25 protein-coding genes are annotated in these 20125 nt (G+C 62.6%); 13 read left to right on the top strand and 12 right to left on the bottom strand.

All coding sequences use genetic code 11. The features are described from left to right. Nucleotide 1: 1 nt before the first annotated feature. The 5 genes from ASD01_RS31765 to ASD01_RS31750 all read left to right on the top strand — a co-directional run bounded on the left by ASD01_RS31765 (nucleotide 2) and on the right by ASD01_RS31750 (nucleotide 3816). Nucleotides 2-844: an ABC transporter ATP-binding protein gene (locus ASD01_RS31765; protein ID WP_082566271.1), complete on the top strand. Its 843-nt coding sequence runs from the start codon at nucleotides 2-4 to the stop codon at nucleotides 842-844. Beyond that, a complete protein-coding gene (locus ASD01_RS31760; RefSeq protein WP_034800847.1) occupies nucleotides 841-1671 on the top strand; it encodes an ABC transporter ATP-binding protein in 831 nt (276 codons plus the stop codon). The genes ASD01_RS31765 and ASD01_RS31760 overlap by 4 nt, the downstream gene beginning before the upstream one ends. 181 nt (nucleotides 1672-1852) lie before the next feature. Then, nucleotides 1853-2200 (top strand): RidA family protein, encoded by a 348-nt coding sequence (locus ASD01_RS31755; RefSeq protein ID WP_034800849.1) that lies wholly within the window; start codon nucleotides 1853-1855, stop codon nucleotides 2198-2200. A gap of 177 nt (nucleotides 2201-2377) precedes the next feature. Continuing rightward, nucleotides 2378-2548, top strand: a complete 171-nt coding sequence (locus ASD01_RS36325; RefSeq protein ID WP_090425577.1) for a hypothetical protein — start codon at nucleotides 2378-2380, stop codon at nucleotides 2546-2548. Between the two features lie 137 nt (nucleotides 2549-2685). After that, the gene (locus ASD01_RS31750) at nucleotides 2686-3816 is read left to right on the top strand and encodes an AI-2E family transporter (protein WP_370689547.1); all 1131 of its coding nucleotides are present in this window, start codon (nucleotides 2686-2688) and stop codon (nucleotides 3814-3816) included. Between the two features lie 18 nt (nucleotides 3817-3834). On the opposite strand, the gene ASD01_RS31745 is transcribed toward ASD01_RS31750, so the two are convergent. Continuing rightward, nucleotides 3835-4632: a response regulator gene (locus ASD01_RS31745; protein WP_034800852.1), complete on the bottom strand. Its 798-nt coding sequence runs from the start codon at nucleotides 4630-4632 to the stop codon at nucleotides 3835-3837. 188 nt (nucleotides 4633-4820) lie between these two features. Between ASD01_RS31745 and ASD01_RS31740 the strand changes: the two genes are divergently transcribed. Continuing rightward, nucleotides 4821-5039, top strand: a complete 219-nt coding sequence (locus ASD01_RS31740; protein WP_034800854.1) for a NepR family anti-sigma factor — start codon at nucleotides 4821-4823, stop codon at nucleotides 5037-5039. Between the two features lie 47 nt (nucleotides 5040-5086). Here the strand turns inward: ASD01_RS31740 and ASD01_RS31735 are convergent, their stop codons facing one another. Then, the gene (locus tag ASD01_RS31735; RefSeq protein ID WP_034800856.1) at nucleotides 5087-5335 is read right to left on the bottom strand and encodes a glycine zipper domain-containing protein; all 249 of its coding nucleotides are present in this window, start codon (nucleotides 5333-5335) and stop codon (nucleotides 5087-5089) included. Between the two features lie 497 nt (nucleotides 5336-5832). Between ASD01_RS31735 and ASD01_RS31730 the strand changes: the two genes are divergently transcribed. Further along, nucleotides 5833-6156, top strand: coding sequence for a hypothetical protein (locus tag ASD01_RS31730; RefSeq protein ID WP_034800858.1), 324 nt, complete (start codon nucleotides 5833-5835; stop codon nucleotides 6154-6156). A gap of 61 nt (nucleotides 6157-6217) precedes the next feature. After that, nucleotides 6218-6415, top strand: coding sequence for a CsbD family protein (locus ASD01_RS31725; protein WP_034800861.1), 198 nt, complete (start codon nucleotides 6218-6220; stop codon nucleotides 6413-6415). Nucleotides 6416-6521: 106 nt separating this feature from the next. On the opposite strand, the gene ASD01_RS31720 is transcribed toward ASD01_RS31725, so the two are convergent. Beyond that, on the bottom strand, nucleotides 6522-6716 hold the full coding sequence (locus ASD01_RS31720; RefSeq protein WP_034801404.1) for a hypothetical protein: 195 nt from the start codon (nucleotides 6714-6716) through the stop codon (nucleotides 6522-6524). Between the two features lie 224 nt (nucleotides 6717-6940). Here ASD01_RS31720 and ASD01_RS35075 point away from each other — a divergent pair, with 224 nt between their 5' ends. From ASD01_RS35075 to ASD01_RS31710, 3 genes are all read left to right on the top strand, one after another. Then, a complete protein-coding gene (locus tag ASD01_RS35075; RefSeq protein ID WP_034800864.1) occupies nucleotides 6941-7105 on the top strand; it encodes a DUF1328 domain-containing protein in 165 nt (54 codons plus the stop codon). Nucleotides 7106-7260: 155 nt separating this feature from the next. Then, complete coding sequence (locus ASD01_RS31715) at nucleotides 7261-7764, top strand: TIGR00645 family protein (protein WP_082566270.1); 504 nt, start codon at nucleotides 7261-7263, stop codon at nucleotides 7762-7764. A gap of 63 nt (nucleotides 7765-7827) precedes the next feature. Then, the gene (locus ASD01_RS31710) at nucleotides 7828-9081 is read left to right on the top strand and encodes an NAD(P)/FAD-dependent oxidoreductase (protein WP_034800866.1); all 1254 of its coding nucleotides are present in this window, start codon (nucleotides 7828-7830) and stop codon (nucleotides 9079-9081) included. 74 nt (nucleotides 9082-9155) lie between these two features. On the opposite strand, the gene ASD01_RS31705 is transcribed toward ASD01_RS31710, so the two are convergent. Beyond that, complete coding sequence (locus ASD01_RS31705; RefSeq protein ID WP_082566269.1) at nucleotides 9156-9950, bottom strand: 3-oxoacyl-ACP reductase family protein; 795 nt, start codon at nucleotides 9948-9950, stop codon at nucleotides 9156-9158. A 52-nt stretch (nucleotides 9951-10002) separates the two neighbouring features. Between ASD01_RS31705 and ASD01_RS31700 the strand changes: the two genes are divergently transcribed. Beyond that, complete coding sequence (locus ASD01_RS31700) at nucleotides 10003-10620, top strand: TetR/AcrR family transcriptional regulator (protein ID WP_034800870.1); 618 nt, start codon at nucleotides 10003-10005, stop codon at nucleotides 10618-10620. 127 nt (nucleotides 10621-10747) lie between these two features. Here ASD01_RS31700 and ASD01_RS31695 read toward each other — a convergent pair whose 3' ends face one another. Continuing rightward, the gene (locus ASD01_RS31695; protein WP_051659567.1) at nucleotides 10748-11164 is read right to left on the bottom strand and encodes a hypothetical protein; all 417 of its coding nucleotides are present in this window, start codon (nucleotides 11162-11164) and stop codon (nucleotides 10748-10750) included. Between the two features lie 261 nt (nucleotides 11165-11425). Between ASD01_RS31695 and ASD01_RS31690 the strand changes: the two genes are divergently transcribed. Then, entirely contained in the window at nucleotides 11426-12565 is a 1140-nt protein-coding gene (locus ASD01_RS31690; RefSeq protein ID WP_034800872.1) for a fumarylacetoacetate hydrolase family protein, read from the top strand. A 36-nt stretch (nucleotides 12566-12601) separates the two neighbouring features. Here ASD01_RS31690 and ASD01_RS31685 read toward each other — a convergent pair whose 3' ends face one another. From ASD01_RS31685 to ASD01_RS31655, 7 genes are all read right to left on the bottom strand, one after another. Then, complete coding sequence (locus ASD01_RS31685; RefSeq protein ID WP_034800874.1) at nucleotides 12602-12850, bottom strand: hypothetical protein; 249 nt, start codon at nucleotides 12848-12850, stop codon at nucleotides 12602-12604. 126 nt (nucleotides 12851-12976) lie between these two features. Next, a complete protein-coding gene (locus ASD01_RS31680; RefSeq protein ID WP_034800877.1) occupies nucleotides 12977-13240 on the bottom strand; it encodes a hypothetical protein in 264 nt (87 codons plus the stop codon). A gap of 24 nt (nucleotides 13241-13264) precedes the next feature. Beyond that, nucleotides 13265-13753 (bottom strand): hypothetical protein, encoded by a 489-nt coding sequence (locus ASD01_RS31675; RefSeq protein WP_060644860.1) that lies wholly within the window; start codon nucleotides 13751-13753, stop codon nucleotides 13265-13267. A 17-nt stretch (nucleotides 13754-13770) separates the two neighbouring features. After that, entirely contained in the window at nucleotides 13771-14982 is a 1212-nt protein-coding gene (locus tag ASD01_RS31670) for a gluzincin family metallopeptidase (protein WP_034800881.1), read from the bottom strand. Nucleotides 14983-15044: 62 nt separating this feature from the next. Further along, nucleotides 15045-15803: a TfuA-like protein gene (locus tag ASD01_RS31665; protein WP_034800884.1), complete on the bottom strand. Its 759-nt coding sequence runs from the start codon at nucleotides 15801-15803 to the stop codon at nucleotides 15045-15047. Beyond that, a complete protein-coding gene (locus ASD01_RS31660) occupies nucleotides 15793-16959 on the bottom strand; it encodes a YcaO-like family protein (RefSeq protein WP_060644849.1) in 1167 nt (388 codons plus the stop codon). The genes ASD01_RS31665 and ASD01_RS31660 overlap by 11 nt, the downstream gene beginning before the upstream one ends. Before the next feature lie 6 nt (nucleotides 16960-16965). Beyond that, on the bottom strand, nucleotides 16966-19944 hold the full coding sequence (locus tag ASD01_RS31655; protein ID WP_034800888.1) for an ATP-binding protein: 2979 nt from the start codon (nucleotides 19942-19944) through the stop codon (nucleotides 16966-16968). Nucleotides 19945-20125 lie beyond the last annotated feature (181 nt).

Genomic DNA, 20125 nt, shown 5'->3' with positions numbered 1-20125 from the left:
CATGGCGCTTCTCGAAATCGAAAACCTGGTCGTCGAATTCCAGACGGCCTCCGGTCCCTTCCGCGCCGTCAACGGCGTGTCGATGAAGGTCCATGAAGGCGAAGTGCTTGCGATCGTTGGCGAGTCCGGCTCGGGCAAGTCCGTGTCGATGCTGGCCGCCATGGGGCTTCTGCCCTGGACGGCGAAAGTGACCGCCGACAAGCTCACTTTCAACGGCCGCGACCTGCTCGGCATGTCGGCAAACGAACGGCGCAAGATCGTCGGCAAGGATATTGCCATGATCTTCCAGGAGCCGATCGCCAGCCTCAACCCGTGCTTCACCGTCGGCTTCCAGATCGAGGAAGTGCTGCGCATCCACATGGGCCTCGACAAGGCCGGTCGCCGCAAGCGCGCAATCGAACTGTTCGAGGCGGTCGGCATTCCCGATCCGGCCGAGCGGCTCGGCCACTATCCGCACCAGATGTCGGGCGGCCAGTGCCAGCGCGTGATGATCGCGATCGCGATCGCCTGCAACCCGAAGCTCCTGATCGCCGACGAGCCGACCACCGCGCTCGACGTGACGATCCAGAAGCAGATCCTGGACCTCCTGATGAGGCTGCAGGCCGAGCACAAGATGGGCCTGATCATGATCACGCACAACATGGGCGTGGTCGCCGAGACTGCCGACCGGGTGGTCGTGCAGTACAAGGGCCGCAAGATGGAAGAGGCCGACGTGCTGACGCTCTTCGAAAACCCGAAGAGCAACTACACGCGCGCACTTCTGGCGGCGCTGCCTGACAACGCGACCGGCGATCGTCTGCCGACGATTTCCGAACTCTTCGTCGACGAAGGAGCGGCCCAATGAGCGTGATCCTCGAAGCGCGCAATCTGGTGCGCGACTACCATATCCCCGGCGGCCTCATCAAAAAGGCAAAGACGGTTCATGCGCTGAAAGGCGTGAGCTTTTCCGTCGAACAGGGCAAGACGCTGGCGATCGTTGGCGAAAGCGGTTGCGGCAAGTCCACGCTGGGCCGCATCCTCACCCTGATCGACCCGGCGACCTCCGGCGAACTGCTGATCGAGGGCAAGAAGATCGATATCTCCAAAGGCGACATGACGCCGGAGATGCGCCGCAAGGTGCAGATCGTCTTCCAGAACCCCTATGGCTCGCTCAACCCACGCCAGAAGATCGGCGACATCCTGATGGAACCGCTGGTCATCAACACCGACACGCCGGCCGACGAACGTCGCGACCGGGCGATGACGATGCTGAAGAAGGTCGGCCTCACCGAGCTGCACTTCAACCGCTATCCGCACATGTTTTCGGGCGGCCAGCGCCAGCGTATCGCCATTGCGCGCGCGTTGATGCTGAACCCGAAGCTGCTGGTGCTCGACGAGCCGGTGTCGGCGCTCGACCTGTCGGTCCAGGCACAGGTGCTGAACCTGCTCGCCGACCTTCAGGACGAACTGAAGCTCACCTACGTCTTCATCAGCCACGACCTCTCTGTCGTGCGCTATATCGCTGACGATGTCATGGTGATGTATTTCGGCGAAGCGGTCGAATACGGCAGCCGCGACGAGGTCTTTGCCGACCCGAAGCACAGCTACACCAAGACGCTGTTCGCAGCGACGCCGCGTGCGGATGTCGAGAGCATCAAGGCGCGCCTTGCCAAGAAGAAGCAGGCGGCCTGACCCGCCGCTGCTGATTTTTGCTGAAGAAACAAGAGAAGCCGGGCAGCCAATGCCCGGCTTCTTTGACTTGGGGGCTTGATGGTGTAGAGGTGTCGCGCCGCCTTCACTTCTCGCCTCTTGGCGGCGGGCAGCCGCTTTTTTGGCCGGACCGATCGTTCGGCCCAACCTCAGGAACACGTTCATGGAAATCAAGCGTTTCGAAACCGGCCCCCGTATGAGCCAGGCCGTGGTCTACAACAACACCGTCTACCTCGCCGGCCAGGTCGGCAACGCCGGTGACGATGTCGTGACGCAGACCAAGCAGGCGCTTGCCGAAGTCGACCGTCTTCTGGCGCTCGCCGGCACCGACAAGACCCGCATCCTCTCGGCCACCATCTGGCTCGCCGACATGGCAGACTTCCCGAAGATGAACTCGGTCTGGGACGCCTGGGCACCGCAGGGCCACACCCCGGCTCGCGCCACCGGCGAAGCCAAGCTCGCGACCCCGGACTACCTCGTCGAAGTCATCGTCGTCGCCGCTGCCGCCTAAGGCCTGCGCTACGGGATTTCTCGTCTTCTTATTCCTGCGCCGCCGGACTGCCGTCCGGCGGCGTTTTTCGTTCCCATTTCAGTTCCCTTGCGCGGAACCAAACGGCGCACCGGCACGTTAAGTGTCCAATCCGAAGAAGCAGGCCAAAACCGGCCGCCACGATTGGGAGGACTGTCTATGCTTTACTGGCTGCCCCGTGTCTGTGTCCTTCTCCTGGCGGGCGTCATGATCGGTTTCGGTCTTGTTCCCTACACCGCCGCAGGTGTCGCCCATACCTTGCTCGTCATCATTCTGGGGCTTGGCCTATTGTCGCTGACCCTGCATGTCTTCCCGCCGGAACACCATTGACCGTGCAAGATCATTCACGCGATGTGCCGCAAGCCGGGCCGGAGCAAAAGGCAGGGCGGCCTGATCTGTTGACCGGAAACGCGAACGAACCGCGCGCGGCCCTGGCTGAAGGACGGCGAGGCATGATCGCGAATACGCTGCGTCGGGCGGGTGCCGCCCAGCAGCGCAAGCGTGCGCGGTGGATCGTCGAGGAAGAGGCTGCTGTGGCGACGGCGGCGCCATCGACAGCCCCGCGGCGCGACGGCATCGATCTGATGGTCGCCTGGAGCATCATTGGCCTCTTCGCCATTGCCGCATGCGCGGGCATCTACGCCATGGAAACGATCCTCCTGCCGATCACGCTTGCGATCGTCGTCGGCGTCGTGCTCGGCCGGACGGCCGACGGACTGGCGCGTTATGGTCTGCCGCCGATTTTCGGAGGGCTACTGCTGGCGATCATTTTCGTCACCGGCCTCTCGTGGCTCGTCAACGCCCTCCTGGGTCCGTTGACGGCGCTCGCCTCGGAGGCGCCGAAGCTTGCCGAAAGCGTGGTGGCGCGGGTGATGCCGTTCATTGACCGGTTCGAGTGGCTGCGTCTGGCCGTCGCGCGCAGCGTCGGCAACGATGCGATTGCCGATACCGTCATGAAGAATGCCGGCCCGATGCTTGCCGCCACCGCCGCCGGGCTGACACCCGCTTTGGTGCAGACACTGATCTTCCTCGCAGCACTCGGCCTGTTTCTGCTCGGACGGTTGCAACTGCGCAAGGCGGTCATCCTTGCCTTTGCCAGCCGTGAGCGGCGGCTTAGCGCCATTCGCATCATGAACGGCATCGAGGATGCGTTGGCGCGATACTTCTCGATCGCCAGCGTCATCTATTTCTCGCTCGGCCTCGTGACGACGGTGATCGCTTTTGTCGGGGGTCTGGGCATGGCGCCGTTGTGGGGCCTGTTCGCTTTCGTCTCCAGCTTCATTCCCTATCTCGGCGTGACGGCGATGACGCTGAGCTTGCTGGTGGCGGGGCTGATGACGCACGAGGTGCTGTGGCTGGCATTGGCGCCGGCGGTGGCCTTCTTCGTCGTTCACCTTGCGATGGAAAACCTTGCCATTCCGGCCATCCTCGGCAACGAGCTCGAGGTGAACCCGTTCTTGATCTTCCTGGCGATCGTGTTCTGGACCTGGATGTGGGGGGCGGTCGGCGCCATGCTGGCGCTGCCGCTCTCTCTCATCGTCCTCGCCATCGTCGAGGAAATCAGCGACCAGCCGCCTGAACGTCAGCTGCCCGGATAAGGGGATGTGTTGCCCGGCCTAGCGCCGGGCAGAGCGTGCGTGCTCGTCGAAGAACAGCGCCTGGCTGATCAGTGCCTTCACCATGTCCGGATTGAACGGCTTGGTCACGAGAAAGGCTGGCTCCGGCCGCTTGCCGGTCAGCAGCCGCTCGGGGAATGCGGTGATGAAGATCACCGGCACAGCGGCCTGCGTGAGGATCTCGTTGACGGCGTCGATGCCCGAGCTGCCATCGGCAAGCTGGATGTCGGCCAGAACCATCTTCGGAGAGGTCTTGCGGTAGAGATCGAGCGCCTCGCCGTGGGTGCGGGCGATCCCGGTGACGCGGTGGCCGAGGCTGGTCACCATATCCTCGATATCAAGCGCGATCAGCGGCTCGTCCTCGATGATCAGGACGTCCGTTGCGACCTGGTGCGAAATGTCCTCCGAGGCGACTGTCAGGAGCTTCGAAAACTCGGCCTGGCTGAGGTTCATGACCTCGGCCGCATCGGCGATGGAGAAACCCTCGACCGATACGAGCAGAAACGCCTGGCGCGGCGCCGGCGCGATCAGCGAGAGATTGGCGGCCGCCTGTTTTTCCCATGCGAACGGTGAGGCATTTTCGCTGCGGTCGATCGAGATCTTTTCGAACTGCGAGCAGAACAGCTTGTAGAGGCTGATCCGGTCGTTCGAGGCTTCCGGAAAGAGGCTGATATCCTCGATCAGGGCTTCGAGAACGGCGGCCACATAGCCGTCGCCTGCGGCCTGCGAGCCTGTGACGGCCCGCGCGTAACGGCGCAGAAAGGGCAGGTGGGGCGCAATCCGGGTCGAAAGTGACATCAACGACTTCCTTACGTGCAATGCGATTCGTTTGATTTCTGAGGATAGGGGGTATGGGGCGGAATAGATGGATGTTTTGAACACGTTTTTCGGCTTAGAGCAAATGGGGGACGTGTTCGAAACGGTGTGCCGGCGATTTCGCAAGGGCAGCAAAAGCCGTGAAGGACTAAGCGGTGGTGGGACGCAGCATGGATGAAGAAACCGGAAAGCACGGCGGCGTAGGCCAACAGCGCGGAGGCACTGCCGAAACGCTCGACATCGGCGGCTCGATCGGCACCAGCTTGAGGGCGCTCTATCGGTCGCTGGAGCAGGAGCCCGTTCCGGAACTCTTTCTCAATCTTCTTGAAAAACTCGATGAAGCGGAGGCTGCGGCCAAAGTCCCGTCGAAGGGTGGGGTTCCGCTTTGAGGGGGGAAGAAACGGGCGGCTGCCCGTTTCTTCATGAGATGCGCCGATCAGCAGGCGGCTTCGTAGCGGCGGCCGTAGCGGTCGCGATAGATGCAGCGGCCCGGTTCGTTGGCGTTGCCGATGAGCGCACCGGCGACGCCGCCGATGGCCGCGCCCACGGCCGCACCCCTGACATTGCCCGTCGCCGCACCGCCGACGATGGCACCGCCGGTTGCGCCGATCGCCGCGCCCTTTTCTGTCTGCGTGCATGCCGCGAGGGGGAGGATCAGGCTTGCTACGATAAGTATCTTCTTCATGACGCGTTCCTATCCGAGGGTTGCTTTGTTGAACTGAGAATCAATTTTCGGTGAAATCGATTTGCCCGCGACTGGTGACGAACAGAATGACGACAATGAGGCATAGGCATAGCCCGTACCCGATGCCGCGCCGTCCTGATCGACTTTTGATGTTACCTTTCGGCGCTCGCAATGAGCGAGCCGCTTGTGGTGTGTCCTTGCCTCGCCAGTATCTCCTCCGTCGCTCGGCCGCGGTCGCAGCGCTTGTTATCGTTGCGAAAACGAGACCGGGGCATTTTTGTTCCATTGTTGGGGTGGCCGACGGTCGATGGCCGTCCCGGTTGTGGGCCGTGGTCGCCCGCTGAACGCTGTGGGCGAATGACGCCTCCCGACCGTCTCTGGGCCGCTCAAACGCGCAGCTGACGCCAAGGTTCCAGGAAATATTTCGCGCCCATTCGCGGAACCGCAGATCGCACATTTCCGTTTGCTGTTGGAGTTTGACGCAAGGGAGCATGCGAATGGAACACATTGCCGCCATCATGGTCCTGGTCGGCTGCATGCAGACGACAGAGGCCTGCCGCGAAGTGCCGGCGCCCACCGTGGCTTTCGAGACCGTAGACGAATGCCGCGAACTGCTTTCGCCTGCGATCGAGGCGACATCGACGAGCTTCAAGCACGCTTATGGCGCCTGCGCGGAAGTCGATCCGGCGCTGTTCGTAGAAGACGCGACCATCGAGTGGCAGGTGAAGGCGCCTGGCCGTCTGCAGGTCGAGGTCAAGGTCGATGACGGCAGCTATGCCGTTGCCGCGCGAAGCGAAAGCGGCGCCAAGGCTCGTAACTGATTTCACCGGTAGCTCTTGGGCAATTGCGCTAGGGCGACTGCATCAACCGAAAGGATCGGAAATGAACTGGGACATTGTTGAAGGCAAATGGCACGAGTTGAAGGGTAAGGCTCAGTCGCAGTGGGGTAAGCTCACCAACGACGACCTCGATATCATCGATGGTCGCAGGGAAGAACTCGCCGGGCGGATCCAGGCGCGATACGGCGTTGCACGTGACGAGGCGGAGCGGCAGATCGACGAATGGATGTCGCGCCGCTAGGCGGTTCGCGGCAAGCAGTCAGTCTTGCTTCCCCGGAAGAACGACGCCAAGACAAAAGCCGCGCGACACCTGTCGCGCGGCTTTTTGTTTGTCATGCGCATCGCGCTTATTTCTTCTTTGCCTTGGCCTCTCGCCTGCGAAGTTCTTCAAGCAGAGACTGAAGCTTGGCGCTTTGTTTTTCGCCGTCCGTGTACAGGTCGCGCATCGTCTTTCCGATGTGAAGATTTCTATCGGAGAGATGCGTCCGCTCCCGTCCGGCTTCGGTCGCCGTTTTCCAGATATGTGCTGTCGGCATCTTCATTTCGACCCTGCGTTCCATGGATGAAGAACGTCAGAGTATTGCGAAGGTTCCGGGCATTTCCGGTGCAAACCGTGCCGATTTGGGACTCTTTCGTCTTTCATCGTAAACAGAATATTAATGTCGAGTGACGCCACGGAATTCCGCGCGCCGATTTTGATCGAGAACTGGAACAAATTGAAAGCTATCGCGTTTGCATTGCAGTGATTTAGGCAAGGAGAATTGCTATGTTATACTACGCGCTTGTCTTCCTCGTTGTGGCAATCATAGCGGGTGTACTTGGGTTTGGGGGTATTGCCGGCACGTCCGCGGGCATCGCGCAGATCCTCTTCTTCCTTTTCCTGGTCTTTCTGGTGATTTCGCTCGTTGCCGGCCTGGTGCGCCGCGGCTGAGCGGCCCTATTTGAGTTGTTAGGCATAAACAGGAAACGGGCGGCGTCACAGCCGCCCTCGATGTGTTTGGTGGCCGAATCGTCTTGCTTGCCCTTGCTGGTCCGCTTGGCTATTGATGCCCCAATTGTCGTTTTCGCCCCGGGGTATCGAACATCATGAAATCGCTGGAACTGCTCGTCGAGCGGATCATCCTGTCCAGCCGCTGGCTTCTCGTCATCTTCTACCTTGGCCTGGTCGCGGCACTTGCCCTCTACGGCATCTCGTTCGCCTTCAAGCTGCTGAAGATCGCCAGCATGGTCTTCGTCTATGACGATGCGCAGATGATTCTGGCGATGCTCGGCCTGATCGATGCAGCGCTCGTGGCCAGCCTGATCGTGATGGTGATGATTTCCGGTTACGAGAACTTCGTCAGCCGCTTCGACGAAGGCGATGCGGAGGTCTCCTTCCTCGGCAAGCTCGATTCCGGCAGCCTGAAGATCAAGGTTGCGTCGTCGATCGTGGCCATTTCCTCGATCCACCTGCTGCAGATCTTCTTAAACGCGCAGCAATATTCGAGCGAGCAGTTGATGTGGGCGACGATCATACATCTGGCCTTTGTCGTCTCGGCCGTACTGCTCGGCTATCTCGAGCAAATCATGAATGCGCTGAAGAAGAAGTGATATTGGTGCCGCGGCTTCAGCAAAGCCGCGGTTTGTCTTGATCGAGCAACGGGGCAGCCTGAGATGAAGACTGACGTAGTGGTTCTGGGCGCCGGCATCGTCGGCATTTCCACCGCCATCCATCTCGCCCGCCGCGGCAAGTCGGTGGTGCTGCTCGATCGTCGTGGCCCCGGCGAGGAAACCTCCTACGGCAACGCCGGCCTGATCCAGCGCGAAGGCGTCTTTCCATACGGCTTCCCGCATGATTTCGGCGCACTCTTCCGCTACGCGCTCAACAACACCATCGACGCCCATTACCATTTCCGCGCCCTTCCGGGCCTGGTGCCGTTCCTCGCCCGCTACTGGTGGCATTCCGGCTTTACCCAGCACCGGCGCATCGCCCAGCTCTATGCGCCGCTGATCGAGCATTCGATCACCGAACATCAGGATCTGATCGAGGCGTCCGGAGCCGGCGACCTCATCCGTAAGGACGGCTGGATGAAGGTGTTCCGCACCGAGAAGGAACGCGACGCCGCGTACAAGGAAGCGGAAAAGCTCTCGGCGGGCTTCGGCGTCAACCACCAGAAGCTTTCGACGAGCGAGCTGAAGACGCTGGAGCCGTCGATCAAGGCCGATCTCGTCGGCGGTCTGCGCTGGAGCGATCCCTGGTCGATCCGCGATCCGCACAGCCTCAACAAGGCCTATCTCGCCTACTTCCAGTCCCTGGGCGGACGGCTGATTTCCGGCGATGCGGCGACGACCGAACACGTACTCGAAGGTCCCGGTTGGCGCGTCGCCACCCCGGAAGGGCCGCTGGAAGCCCGCGAAGTCGTCGTGGCGCTCGGCCCCTGGGCCGATACGGTTACCCGCAAGCTCGGCTATCATTTCCCGCTGGCTGTGAAGCGTGGCTACCACATGCACTACGGCATGCAGGACGGCGCGCAGCTCAACAACTGGGTGCTCGATGCCGAAAAGGGCTACTTCCTGGCGCCGATGCTGCGCGGCATCCGTTTGACGACGGGTGCGGAATTTGCCTGGCGCGATGCGCCGAAGACGCCGGTGCAGCTGACGCGGGCCGAGCGGGTGGCGCGCGAATTCTTCCCGCTTGCCGAACGTCGCGACGAAGAACCCTGGATGGGCGCGCGTCCCTGCACGCCGGATATGATGCCGCTTATCGGCAAGGCGCCGCGTCACGAGGGCCTGTGGTTTGCCTTCGGCCATGCCCATCACGGCATGACGCTTGGGCCGGTCACCGGTCGGGCGCTGGCGGAAGCCATGACCGGCGAAAAGACGGTCATCGACATCGCGCCCTACCGGCCGGAGCGTTTCCTGGCCTGACACGGTCCGAAGCCATAGCATCACGAAGTAGGAAAAGGCCGGACGCTGCGTTTCCGGCCTTGTTCCTTGCCTGATCAGGCGTTGGTGCCGCCGTCGATGGTGAATTCGGCGCCCGTTACGCTGCGGCCGTCAGGCCCCGCCAGCCAGGCGACGACGCCTGCTACGTCGCTCGCCTCGTTGAAACGCGGGATCGCCATCAGTCCGCGCTGCGGGCCGGCATGTTCGCCGTTGGCCGGGTTCATGTCCGTGTCGGTCGAGCCAGGATGGACGATGTTGACGGTGATGCCCTTCGGCCCGAGATCGCGCGCCACCGCTTTGGTGAAGCCAATCAGCGCGCTCTTGCTCAGCACATAAAGGCTCATGCCCGGCCATGGGACGCGGGCGGCGAGGTTGCTGCCGATGTTGATGACGCGCCCGCCATCCGGCATGTGCGCCGAAGCGGCGCGCGTGGCGAGAAACACCGCCTTCACATTGACGTCGATCGTCCGGTCGAAATCCTCCTCAGTCACCTCGTCCACCGTTCCGGCGTCGAAGATGCCGGCATTGTTGACGAGGATATCGATGCGACCGTGTTTTTCCGCGACCGTCTTGACGGCGGCTTCAACCGCGCCCGGATCGCGGTTGTCCGCCTGGATCGCCAGTGCGCTGCCGCCATCCCCCGTGATCTCCGCCACGAGCGCCTCGGCCTTTTCTTTCGACTGGCTGTAGGTCACCGCCACGGTTGCGCCGTCGCTCGCCAGGCGCCTTGCGATCGCTGCACCGATGCCGCGGCTGCCGCCCGTCACCAGGGCCACCTTGTCTTTCAAACTCGTCACTGGTTTCTCCAAATCTGTAGTGATCGATACATATAAGGGGAAACGACTTGCCATCCGCTGTCAAGCGATTTATGTATTGATCGATACAAAAAAAGGATCAGCCGAGATGAGCCGCGGGCGGCCACGCAATTTTTCGAGAGACGAGGCGCTTGCAAGCGCCATGCAGCTCTTCTGGGACAAGGGCTATGACAATACCTCGCTGTCGGATCTGACTCGGGCCATGGGATTGAACCCGCCGAGCCTCTACGCTGCCTTCGGCAGCAAGGCGCAGCTCTTCATCGAGGCCGTGGACCTTTACGGCCGCACCGACGGTGCCGGCATCTGGGATGAACTGGAGACGGTTCCGACCGCAAAGGCGGCGGTGCACGACCTGTTGAGACGCACGGCCGAGAATTTTACACAGCGTGGCGAGCCGAGAGGCTGCATGGTGGTTCTGTCGGCACCGCAGATGGCGGGTGGTGATGCGGAGGTCTGTGACGCACTGAAGCTGCGTCGGCTGGAGAAGCAGATGGCTCTGGAGCAGCGTTTCGAGCGCGCAGTCGAGGAAGGCGAACTGCCTGTGGGTGTCGACTGCGCCGCGATTGCCGCCTACGTCGCCTCGCTGCAGCACGGCATGTCGATCCAGGCGCGCGACGGCGCCACGCGGGAAACCCTGGTCGCGATCGCCGACTGCGCCGCAGCCGGCTGGGACGCGATGATATCCGCAAACATCCGGCCGGACTGACGAACGACGTCTAACGGACACAGCCGATCCGTCATTCGGCCTCATGATTTTTGTTCAGGTGAACGACGACGCGAGGGCCGGAGATCAAAAGCCTCCGGCCCACCGGTTTGCGCGTGCTCCGTCCTGCTTACGGCGCCGGCTGCGTCATTTCGGGTGTCGTGCCAGGGGTCGAGTTCGGGCTAGCGCCCTGTGTTCCCTGCTGCGGCGTTGCTTCCGGGGCCGGCTGGGTCGTCGTTCCACCGGCGGGAGCCGTGCCCGTATCGGCCGGCGGTGTGGCCTGGCCCGTCGTTCCGGTTGCCGGCTGGTCGGTGGTCGACGGCGGCGCTACCGTGTTGGCGGTGTCGCGGCTCAGTTCGGCCGGCAGCCAGGCGATCAACGCCAGCACCAAGCCGGCGAGCAGGATGATGATGATTGGCCAGCTGCTGCGTCTGGGGGGCTCGACAGGTACGTCGCTGAGGTGCGTTTGCGCAGTGGGTTGGGGCAGCGGCTGCCCAGTCACGGGGTCGATGACCGGCTTTTCCTTGAACTCTTCGTGCTGGTTCATTGCGTTGATCCTTTCTTGATCTCCTCGTGGCCTCGGCCGGCTGCTCCTGAACCTTCCCGGGGCAGCGGTGGGCGCCGGATTTCGTGCGCTCGCGAGACAGAGCGGCGGGGCGCGCTCGGATCGGCGCGCCGTAACCGTAAACGCGTGAAAATTTGCAATGTTCCGACCGCTACAACCCAAGGGACGTTCGATCGTCGTCGCCCGCTTTACAGCGGAGGTTTCCGCTGCATGATGGTAGCGCTCACGGGAGGGTAGAACGGCATGGCGGATCCGGTATTTCAAAATGGCACCTTTGTCGGTCGCGCCTGGCGAGCCGATGTCGGCGGCCCGTCGGTAGTTGTGATCCGTGACGGCGCGCTCTTCGACATCACCTCGAAGGCAGCGCCCACCATGCGCGACCTCCTCGAACACCCGGATCCCGTTGCGCACGTCCGCTCCACCCAGGGCGAGCGGCTTGTCGCGCTCGAGGATTGCCTCGGACAGAAGGCGGATCCGTCCGCCCTGCATCTCCTTGCGCCCTGCGATCTGCAGGCGGTGAAGGCCTGTGGTGTCACCTTCGCGCGCTCGATGATCGAGCGCGTCATCGAGGAGCGGGCGGCGGGCGATGCGTCGCGCGCCGAAACGATCCGCGCCCGCGTCACAGCCGTCATCGGCGACAGTCTGCGAAACCTGAAGCCCGGTTCGCCGGAGGCGGCCCGCGTCAAGGCAGCCCTCATCGAAGAGGGCGTCTGGTCGCAGTATCTGGAGGTCGGCATCGGCCCGGACGCGGAGGTCTTCACCAAGGCGCAGGTTCTCTCGGCGGTCGGCCCGGGCGCCGATGTCGGCCTGCACCCGGCCTCACGCTGGAACAATCCGGAGCCGGAGATCGTGCTTGCGGTTTCCTCGAGCGGCCAGGTGAGGGGTGCCACCCTCGGCAACGACGTCAACCTGCGCGACATCGAGGGGCGCTCGGCGCTGCTTCTCGGCAAGGCCAAGGACAACAACGCCTCATGCGCCGTCGGTCCCTTTATCCGCCTCTTCGATGAAACCTACGGGATCGACGATGTCCGCAAGGCCGAACTGACGCTCCTGGTCGAAGGCGAGGACGGCTACCGCCTGACCGGCCGCAGTTCGATGGCCGAAATCAGCCGCGACCCGCTCGACCTCGTCGCTCAGACGATTGGCCCGCACCACCAGTATCCTGATGGCCTGATGCTGTTCATGGGCACCCTCTTTGCGCCCGTCGAAGACCGCGACGAGCCCGGCCAGGGCTTCACCCACAAGCTCGGCGACGTGGTGACGATCGCCAGTGCCGAACTCGGGTCGCTGACCAACACGGTCAGGCTTTCGACCGAATGTGCGCCCTGGAGCTTTGGCGCAGCGGCGCTGATGCGCAATCTGGCAGGACGGCGGCTGCTGTAAGGAGCAAGCTCACGGCCGAACGCGTCTGCACGGTCACTATGTCATGTCCCGCATAACCCAGAGCGACCGACCCGCATGCGCAATGTCAGGCACGGCCCGTAGGCGCGCATCATCCCGGAGCCGTATGGCCTCCACCGTATCCATGGAAAAAACCCGCCCATCCGTCTCGTTGGCGTTTGGGGTAATCCACCAGCGCCGACCCTCCTGGCAAAGTCCGGCTTCCGGATGTTCCTGGATGTACTCGATCGCATAGGCTGCATCCGCTTTTCTATCGGTATCGAGCATGAGTCTTCCTCCGCCTGATCGTTTCGGGAGAGGTGTGATCATGCGCTTGTTTGGCCGAGGCCGCCAATGTCGACCTTAGCCACCTGATGAATAGCGTGCTGCTTTCGACCGAGTGCGTACCGACACCTACTTGGGGAAAGTGATTCCCTTACTTAGGTCCTCCAGATCGTACCTGTCGTCATGCGGCGTTCCGTTGATGTCCCCAGTGATCCTCACGTCTGCGATGCCGTTGTTTGTATCAGCCGAGAATTTGAGGCTTGTGTCCTTTTTGACGCTGCGCCCGACGATAGGTTCCAACTTGTCGTCCACGCAGTAGCTGCCGGGCAATTCGTCTATCATCGTTAAATTGTTGCAGTCCTGCTTAAATTTCACGGTTGAGGTGATCGACATGACATTCTCCGTTAGAGAGTCCGGCTAGTCGCGGTTTAGTCGGCGGTCGCGATGCGCCATCGATTGGGTGATCGCATATGAGGTCGGCGACCGCTTTCCGGGCAGGTTCGCGTCTAGAATGAGCGACTGCGCATCGCCAAAGCTAGTCGCGATTTCAATCAACTCTGTCGATGCCCGAATGCGCCACATTTGATAGGATGCACCTGCGATCGAATCGAAGCCGCAACCGACCGCTGCTTCGGCCTTCGGGCCTGTCACGATGAAGATTCGATGGGAATCCAGCCTGTAGCAATGCCCGTCGAATGCGTAGCCGTAGGCCAAGACGATAGAGTAGTCGCCCGCCTTGAGGCCGCCACCGTCCTTAAACAGTTGGACCCGAAGCTCGGTACTATGGCCTTCACCGATATCGAACCTGCCATAGTCATCGTTTGCGTTGAGCTTGACGCCGTAGAGAACAAGCTCGTCCGCTTTGTATCTGCCAGTTGCCGGTGCCGGTACATGTTCGTAGTCCATCTCGTTCTCCCTCTGTTTCACCAAAGAATTTCGCGCCATCGCATGCAATCTTCAAACTGTTCGACATAGGCTCGACCACGTCCCCGATCGGCGGCCGTCAAAAAGGCTTCCGCTGCCGCTTCGAAGGTGACGTCGTCGGGTTCCAGAAACCGCCAGGAGCGAACGACGCTCTCGCCGACGATGTCTCGCGCCTCTTCTAGGGCAGCCTTGCTGGCAAAGTGCTTCAGCTCGTAGTCCGCTCTTGATGGGCGCAACGTCGCTTCGATGAGCTCTGGCGCCAGTTGCTGGCGCAGGTTGCCGAACTGGCGAGGATCGAGGTCGGACAGTCCTCGCTCGAAGAGCAGTGTCTGATAGACCTCGACCAAGCAGTCGAAGAGCCCTCCGGCAAATGGCTTGGAATGATCGTGCACTTCATGGCTGACGTCGCCCGCGCGCAGCGAATTGTTGAAGGTGCGGATCTGCCTTTCGTCGCTGAGCTCGGCGAAGCGATCGAGTTCGTTGTTGATCAAAAGGTTGCCGCCGGTGCGGCGCAGGATGCGATCCGCGGCTGTATCGAAATGCAGCAAGCCGAGCAGCGATGCGAAGTCGGCGACCGCTTCGTGATAGGCAAAAAACTCGCTGCCGGCGCCGTCGCCCTCAAGCAGGCCCAGTTCGCTGAGAAGGATCAGGTGGCCCATCTCATGGGCGACGGAATCGAAATTGAGCGCGAATCGCGACGTCACTCTCGCAGGTTCGCTTTCCCCGAATTCCACAAAGCCGAAGCCCGATTGTGCGTTGTCCCAGTCGGCAATGTGCGGAATGATCTCCAGCCGGCTCAGGGTCGGTTCGAAGAACCATCTGATTTCGCGCCCGACATAGCCCTCGAAGATATCCAGCACGCGCCGTGCGCAGGCAAAGCTGTGTGTCGCCAGAAAGGCAGGCGAGTCCGGCGTGATGTAATCGAAATGTCCGTCAGCGTCCGGTTCCACCGGCGGGCAGAGTGCGCCGGCATAGGGCGGCAGGATAGGGTAGGCATAGGGCCTCTTGGTTTCGAGCGGATCGGCGACATACATGCGCCGGTCGGACGGGCCGGCCGTAATCCCGCCTGCCGAAGGGGCGAGCCAGACCACCTCGGGTTTCTCGTAACCTGGAATGTATGGGGGTTGCGGAAAGACAAGAAAGCGCGTTCCGAGACGCGGTGAAGCGGCTCTGCCCGGGTCGGCGTCGGACGTGTGAGCGGCGGCATCCATGTTGGCCTCTCTCGCGGTTTCAATATCACCTGTGATTGTAAAATTCGATTAACTTGTTCGTACTAATCCGCTCGGAATATTTCATCGAGCAGCTCAGCGTATTGAAGATCGTATGCAAAAGCCTCGGTCATCTCGAACGCGTTGCTCTTGTCCGGGCCTTTGCGCCGAAGTTTAAAGGTGGAGATCGCCTTTAGTAGTTCGATTGCGTCAAGTTTCTTCTGTCTCGGTAATCCGATTGCGAGATGACGTCTTAATCGCTCAATATCAGGGTCGTTGTTATTATTCCTGACACTGTCGAGGATGGTGCTGTAGCTGCGCTCGGAATAATGAAGCGATCGTGCCGCCTGTTCGAGTGCAACGCGCAGTTCGTGTGTGATGATGCCCCTTCGTTCAGACTGTTTCAGTGTCAGTCTGATGTCAATGAGGGCTTCGGTGAGAGCTCTTGAACCCAGTTCGGGCGGCGCCATCGCCACAGCGACGTCGGCGTCGTCGGCAAGCCTCGTGCGCCGATACCAACGGTAGACGAAGCCATAGCCGATCATTCCTTCGTCGCTGAGTTCCGCCGCGCGGACGGCGCCCATGCTGGATGCGCCGCAGACATACACGCCCTTTGCCAAGGCCCAGAGGATCTCCTTATGCCGAACCGCCGGCCGCTGCGCAAACTCGCCATCGATGATCGCGATCACCGCTGGACGATGTTTCAGCACGGCGCGCACGACGTCCCCTTGCCCGGCTGGCGGAAGATAGGTCGCATCGAGCTGTGCTCGCGCCTCGGCGGCACTCAGCGTTGGTCCGAGGAAGACGATCGTTTCACTCCTCAATGCTCACCTCCAGGGGCGGGGCAACCACTCTGACCACATGCAGAGGGAGCGCTTCGTCCGAGAACAGGACCACGACGACGACCGCTTTGACACCAGCGGCGACCATCGCCTCGAGAATGGCCGGTAACGGGTTTTCGCCCCCGTGCGCAGGCTCATTTTCGGGAAAGGGCAGACCGCCGCGCGACAGGGTTTCGAACCAGGCGATCAGTTCGCTTCGTTCCGGTGGGGCGTAGAAGCGGCCAATCACGTCTTCCCGGGTCGCGGCGATGGCGCCGAGGCGCGACTGGCACGCCTCGAGAAGAGCCTTGGCAAGGGCGCGGTCATGATCGATGTCGCAGCCGAAGCCAGACGCCGGCAAGGGGGCCAGCGGAACCCGCGCCGGGTCTTCCATGACATGACACCAATAGGCGGGCAGGCCACTCGGGCTTGGTAACGCCCATAAGCCCGCAGCCAGCCCCGCCTGGCGCAGCCGGCCAAGGATTTCGCCGGATTTGCCTCCGCCAATGGTGTCGACACCGATCTGGTAGCGGTCGAAGAAGTGCGGCCGCCGGGTGGCCAGATGATGCGCGTGGCGTTCGAGGATCTCAAGGCAGCCGTGAATCAGTGCCTGCTGCAGGCTCGTGCCTGCGGCAAGCCCGGTGGTGTTGCGTTGAAGCCAGTGCGGATGCGGAGAGGGGATGACGTAATTTGTGTCGACCGCCGCCAGCGGCACGGGCCGGAAAGAGCCGGAGATCAGATCCCAGCCTGAAATCCAGGCGAGATCGTTGCTGTCGGCCGGCGGCGTTGCAGCCGGATGGAGATGCGACCACATCCCGTCGGCATTCATGTCCGCAAGGCTGGCCCGCCACACGCGCTCCGCCGGTATGCGCTCCGATGCCCATCCTTCAAGCGATTCCATCAGGCCGGAGATGGCGGCTTGGGCATAGCTGAGGCCCTTGCCCTGATTGACCGAAACCGAGCGCGAGGCCGGGCGGACCACCTGCACGACCGGTATGCCGATCCGATCGAGCCCGGTTACCGATCCGAGGCGGGTGATCCCGAAATCCCGTCGGAGGGCGAGAATTTTCTCCACGGTTTGCCAGGTGTCGGGAGGGGCTGGGGAGGGGGCGTTCAGCACGCCCTCGAGCGATCGGTCCTGGAACGAAACGCTCGCCATCGCCGACTAGCCGAAGTGATGTCGCAAATCGTGCCCGGCGCGCTTGGCCAGCCATTCGGCGCCCTGCGTCTCGGCCGATTGCAAGGCATATCGCAGGTCGCGCCGTGCCCGCGCAGGAGCGTCGCCGAGCGCCAGCCGCAGATGCGCCCTTCGCCGGTAGAGCTCCGCAAGCCAGAACCATTGGCCGCTCTTGCGGCCAAGCGCGATGGCGTTCTCGATCGGGACGACCGCCGCTCCGGGATCTCCCATGCGTTCCAGGATCTCGGAGTGCATGTCGCTGTGGATCGACAGATTGTCGTCGGTCCCCGTGAGCTTTTGGAGGCGCAGCCCTTCCTCGAAGCGCGCAGCGCCCCGCTCCGGTGACGAGGCCATGGCTTCCGCCCAGCCGCAGTACATATTGGCGCGCGCCTGGCTCGCCACCAGGCCATTTTCGTCGGCGAGCGCCAGCATGCGTTCGCCGAGGCTGTGCACGTCTTCATATCGCTGCTGGCAGCGACGCAACACGATTCCGTAGTAGAGCGCATGCACCATGCTGCCGACATGCTCCGTCCTGTCGGCCCACTCCAGGCATTGCCGGATGGCCGCCTCGCTCGGTTCGTGTGCGTCCGTCAGAAGGTAGGACAAGGCGCTTTCGCCAAGGCCGCAGACCTTGGCGTCGTGGCCGCCGTAGAAGGCGCGATTGCGAAGCGCCCGTTCCGCGTCATATAGGGCGATGCCCTTGCCGACGCAGTCCAGGCAGTAGTCGTGATGGCCTGCATGGAAGCTCGTCGCCCAGCCGCAATGATAAGCTTGAAGCCGCGTTTCGGGATCCCGGGCGCCCTCCATGTCGCTCACCAGCACGCGCGCCCGCGATTGTTGCAGAGAAATGTTCGGAGCGGTGAACCACCAGCCCCAATAAAGCGGCAGGCGCTCTTCGCGGTTGGCGGAGCCGTCGCGCTTGAGCAGTGAAATGGCGCGCGCGTAGGTCCGGCGGGCCAGTTGCGACCCTTCGCCCTCGAGCGCCGTCGCCACGACGCCCTGAAGCTGCAGCAGGTCCAGCAGGAACGGACGGCGATCCACGTGCCGCCGCATCGCCGCAATCTCGCGGGCGCAAAGATCGAGCGACTGGCGGGCCTCGCGCATCGCCGATCGCAGGACGCACGCCTCCGCCGCCTTCATTGCAAATTGCGCCGCCTGGAGATGGAGGCCAGCTTCGGCGCATTGCCAGGCGGCCACGGCTGGCGGCACGCTCGGCACGTCCTCCTCGCTTAGCAATTGGGCGATGCGTTTGTGGAACCTGCGCCGGTCGGTGCGAAGCAGGCTGCCATAGGTCGCCTCGTGCTGCAGCACGTGGCGGAACTGGAAGGCGTCGTTGGATGTGGCGCCTTGTTCGATCACGCCATGCGCGACGAGTGCGGCAAGGTCCGCTTCGAGCGAGGCTGCCGCTGCGCCATCGAGCAGCCGATTGAGCAGGCTGACGCTGAACTCCCTGCCGATGACGCTTGCCAGTTGGGCAACGCGGCGCGCGCTTCCAACCTTCGCGAGCTTGACGGCTAGGAGATCGTTCAGCGACGAAACGCCTTCTTCGACGAGCAGCTTCGTCCAGCTGGCGGCGGCGGGCGCTACGGAATGCCGGCTGCGAAGCAGAAGCGCGAGTTCCTTGGCATAAAGCGGCAGTCCGTCGCATTGCTGCAGAATGAAGGACACCAGGCCTGCCGGTGGCGCGCCGCCCCATACGGAGGCGACCAGGCTCTTCATCGCCGCGGTTCCGAGGCCTTGGAGGGGCAGGCTTTCGGCGGCTGCAACCGCCGTCGGTCCACGCGAGGTCTGGACCACGAGAACCGGACGATGGCGAGCGTGGCTCACCAGGTGCTCGAGCATCGTCAGGGTCATGCTGTCGGCCCAGTGCACGTCCTCGATCACGATGAGCTTGGCCGCCTCGCCGGCGCACAGGATCTGCACGGCCGCCCGGATGACATCCTTTCGGAACGCCTCGCCGGAGAGATCGGCAACCTGGATATTGCCGGCCTTGCGTCGCGAATCGCCGCCGGTAAACGTGGCGATCGCGCGCGCCGCGCGCTCGTCGACGGGAAGCCCGATGCCGTGCAGGGCCTCCCGCAGCTGCGGTGCGTTGCCGCGCTGCAGGACATCCTTTCCCACGCTTGCTTCCAGAAAGCCGATCAGCGGCTGCATGGGCTCGCCGGTCATCCGTGCATCGCATTGCAGAAGAATATCGGCATCGTTTTCGCGCCCGAGCGAGCGGCGCAGTTCGGCGACGAGCCGGGACTTGCCGATACCGGCTTCACCGGTCACGGCGACCGATCTGCCAGTGCCGCTGCATGCGGCGTTCCACTCGATCGTGAGCCGCGCCAGCTCTTTCTCGCGCCCGCCCATCGGCGCGCCGCGCGCCGGGTTCGACCGGTCGCGGAGAGATCCAGGGCTTCTGGCAAGAGGCTGCCACAACGCCGACGGTTCAGAGAAGCCCTTGAGAGCGGCGTCGCGCAAGAAAGTATAGTCGAACCTGTTTCGGGTGAGCTGGTAGGTTGCCTCGGCAACAAGGACCGTATCAGGCTGCGCTTCCGCCTGAAGCCGCGCCGCCAGTATCGGTGCGGTGCCGACAATATCCTTGCCGTCGGAGGAGAGGACGACGACGCTGGTTGCGACGCCGACGCGCAACTTGAAGGGTACCGTGCGCGGGCGGTGGCTTTGCCGGGTCGCCATCTCAATGAGCTCCAGAGCCGCCTGGACGGCCATTTCGGCTGCGTCCTCGACCTGCGCCGGATAGCCGAAGTAGCCGCATCCGCCGTCGCCAAGCCGCCGGCTAAGATTGCCCCCATGGCGACGAATGATGTCTTCCGAACTGTTGTGGAGACTGGCGATGGAGCGGAGGTATTTCTCCGGGTCGTTGCTGAGCAACAGCTCGGTCGAACCGACGATATCGTAGAAAACCGCCGTCACCTGGCGCCTTTCGCCGCCGAGCTGAATTCGCGAATCGGACCCCTTCATTCTCGCCATCGCCCAACGTCAGCCGAGTTGACCACATCCCACTCCATTTGCCACGCATAGGCAAGCGACCATGGGGCAGAATATCCTAATATTCCTACCTCAGAGGTGACGGAGCTTACGGTGGGCAGGGATTTCGGCGCCGTATCGGGCCGCCAATGGCGTCAAAGCGACATCCAGCGCG

Origin of the sequence: Ensifer sp. Root423, from assembly GCF_001426275.1 — a bacterium.
Taxonomy (GTDB): Bacteria; Pseudomonadota; Alphaproteobacteria; order Rhizobiales; family Rhizobiaceae; genus Ensifer; species Ensifer adhaerens.
This window is presented reverse-complemented; position numbering and strand designations above follow the sequence as displayed.

Coding starts and splice junctions, on each gene's coding strand:
- ASD01_RS31765 (WP_082566271.1), top strand. CDS start 2: ATGGCGCTTCTCGAAATCGAAAACCTGGTCGTCGAATTCCAGACGGCC.
- ASD01_RS31760 (WP_034800847.1), top strand. CDS start 841: ATGAGCGTGATCCTCGAAGCGCGCAATCTGGTGCGCGACTACCATATC.
- ASD01_RS31755 (WP_034800849.1), top strand. CDS start 1,853: ATGGAAATCAAGCGTTTCGAAACCGGCCCCCGTATGAGCCAGGCCGTG.
- ASD01_RS36325 (WP_090425577.1), top strand. CDS start 2,378: ATGCTTTACTGGCTGCCCCGTGTCTGTGTCCTTCTCCTGGCGGGCGTC.
- ASD01_RS31745 (WP_034800852.1), bottom strand. CDS start 4,632: ATGTCACTTTCGACCCGGATTGCGCCCCACCTGCCCTTTCTGCGCCGT.
- ASD01_RS31740 (WP_034800854.1), top strand. CDS start 4,821: ATGGATGAAGAAACCGGAAAGCACGGCGGCGTAGGCCAACAGCGCGGA.
- ASD01_RS31735 (WP_034800856.1), bottom strand. CDS start 5,335: ATGAAGAAGATACTTATCGTAGCAAGCCTGATCCTCCCCCTCGCGGCA.
- ASD01_RS31730 (WP_034800858.1), top strand. CDS start 5,833: ATGGAACACATTGCCGCCATCATGGTCCTGGTCGGCTGCATGCAGACG.
- ASD01_RS31725 (WP_034800861.1), top strand. CDS start 6,218: ATGAACTGGGACATTGTTGAAGGCAAATGGCACGAGTTGAAGGGTAAG.
- ASD01_RS31720 (WP_034801404.1), bottom strand. CDS start 6,716: ATGAAGATGCCGACAGCACATATCTGGAAAACGGCGACCGAAGCCGGA.
- ASD01_RS35075 (WP_034800864.1), top strand. CDS start 6,941: ATGTTATACTACGCGCTTGTCTTCCTCGTTGTGGCAATCATAGCGGGT.
- ASD01_RS31715 (WP_082566270.1), top strand. CDS start 7,261: ATGAAATCGCTGGAACTGCTCGTCGAGCGGATCATCCTGTCCAGCCGC.
- ASD01_RS31710 (WP_034800866.1), top strand. CDS start 7,828: ATGAAGACTGACGTAGTGGTTCTGGGCGCCGGCATCGTCGGCATTTCC.
- ASD01_RS31705 (WP_082566269.1), bottom strand. CDS start 9,950: ATGGCAAGTCGTTTCCCCTTATATGTATCGATCACTACAGATTTGGAG.
- ASD01_RS31700 (WP_034800870.1), top strand. CDS start 10,003: ATGAGCCGCGGGCGGCCACGCAATTTTTCGAGAGACGAGGCGCTTGCA.
- ASD01_RS31695 (WP_051659567.1), bottom strand. CDS start 11,164: ATGAACCAGCACGAAGAGTTCAAGGAAAAGCCGGTCATCGACCCCGTG.
- ASD01_RS31690 (WP_034800872.1), top strand. CDS start 11,426: ATGGCGGATCCGGTATTTCAAAATGGCACCTTTGTCGGTCGCGCCTGG.
- ASD01_RS31685 (WP_034800874.1), bottom strand. CDS start 12,850: ATGCTCGATACCGATAGAAAAGCGGATGCAGCCTATGCGATCGAGTAC.
- ASD01_RS31680 (WP_034800877.1), bottom strand. CDS start 13,240: ATGTCGATCACCTCAACCGTGAAATTTAAGCAGGACTGCAACAATTTA.
- ASD01_RS31675 (WP_060644860.1), bottom strand. CDS start 13,753: ATGGACTACGAACATGTACCGGCACCGGCAACTGGCAGATACAAAGCG.
- ASD01_RS31670 (WP_034800881.1), bottom strand. CDS start 14,982: ATGGATGCCGCCGCTCACACGTCCGACGCCGACCCGGGCAGAGCCGCT.
- ASD01_RS31660 (WP_060644849.1), bottom strand. CDS start 16,959: ATGGCGAGCGTTTCGTTCCAGGACCGATCGCTCGAGGGCGTGCTGAAC.
- ASD01_RS31655 (WP_034800888.1), bottom strand. CDS start 19,944: ATGAAGGGGTCCGATTCGCGAATTCAGCTCGGCGGCGAAAGGCGCCAG.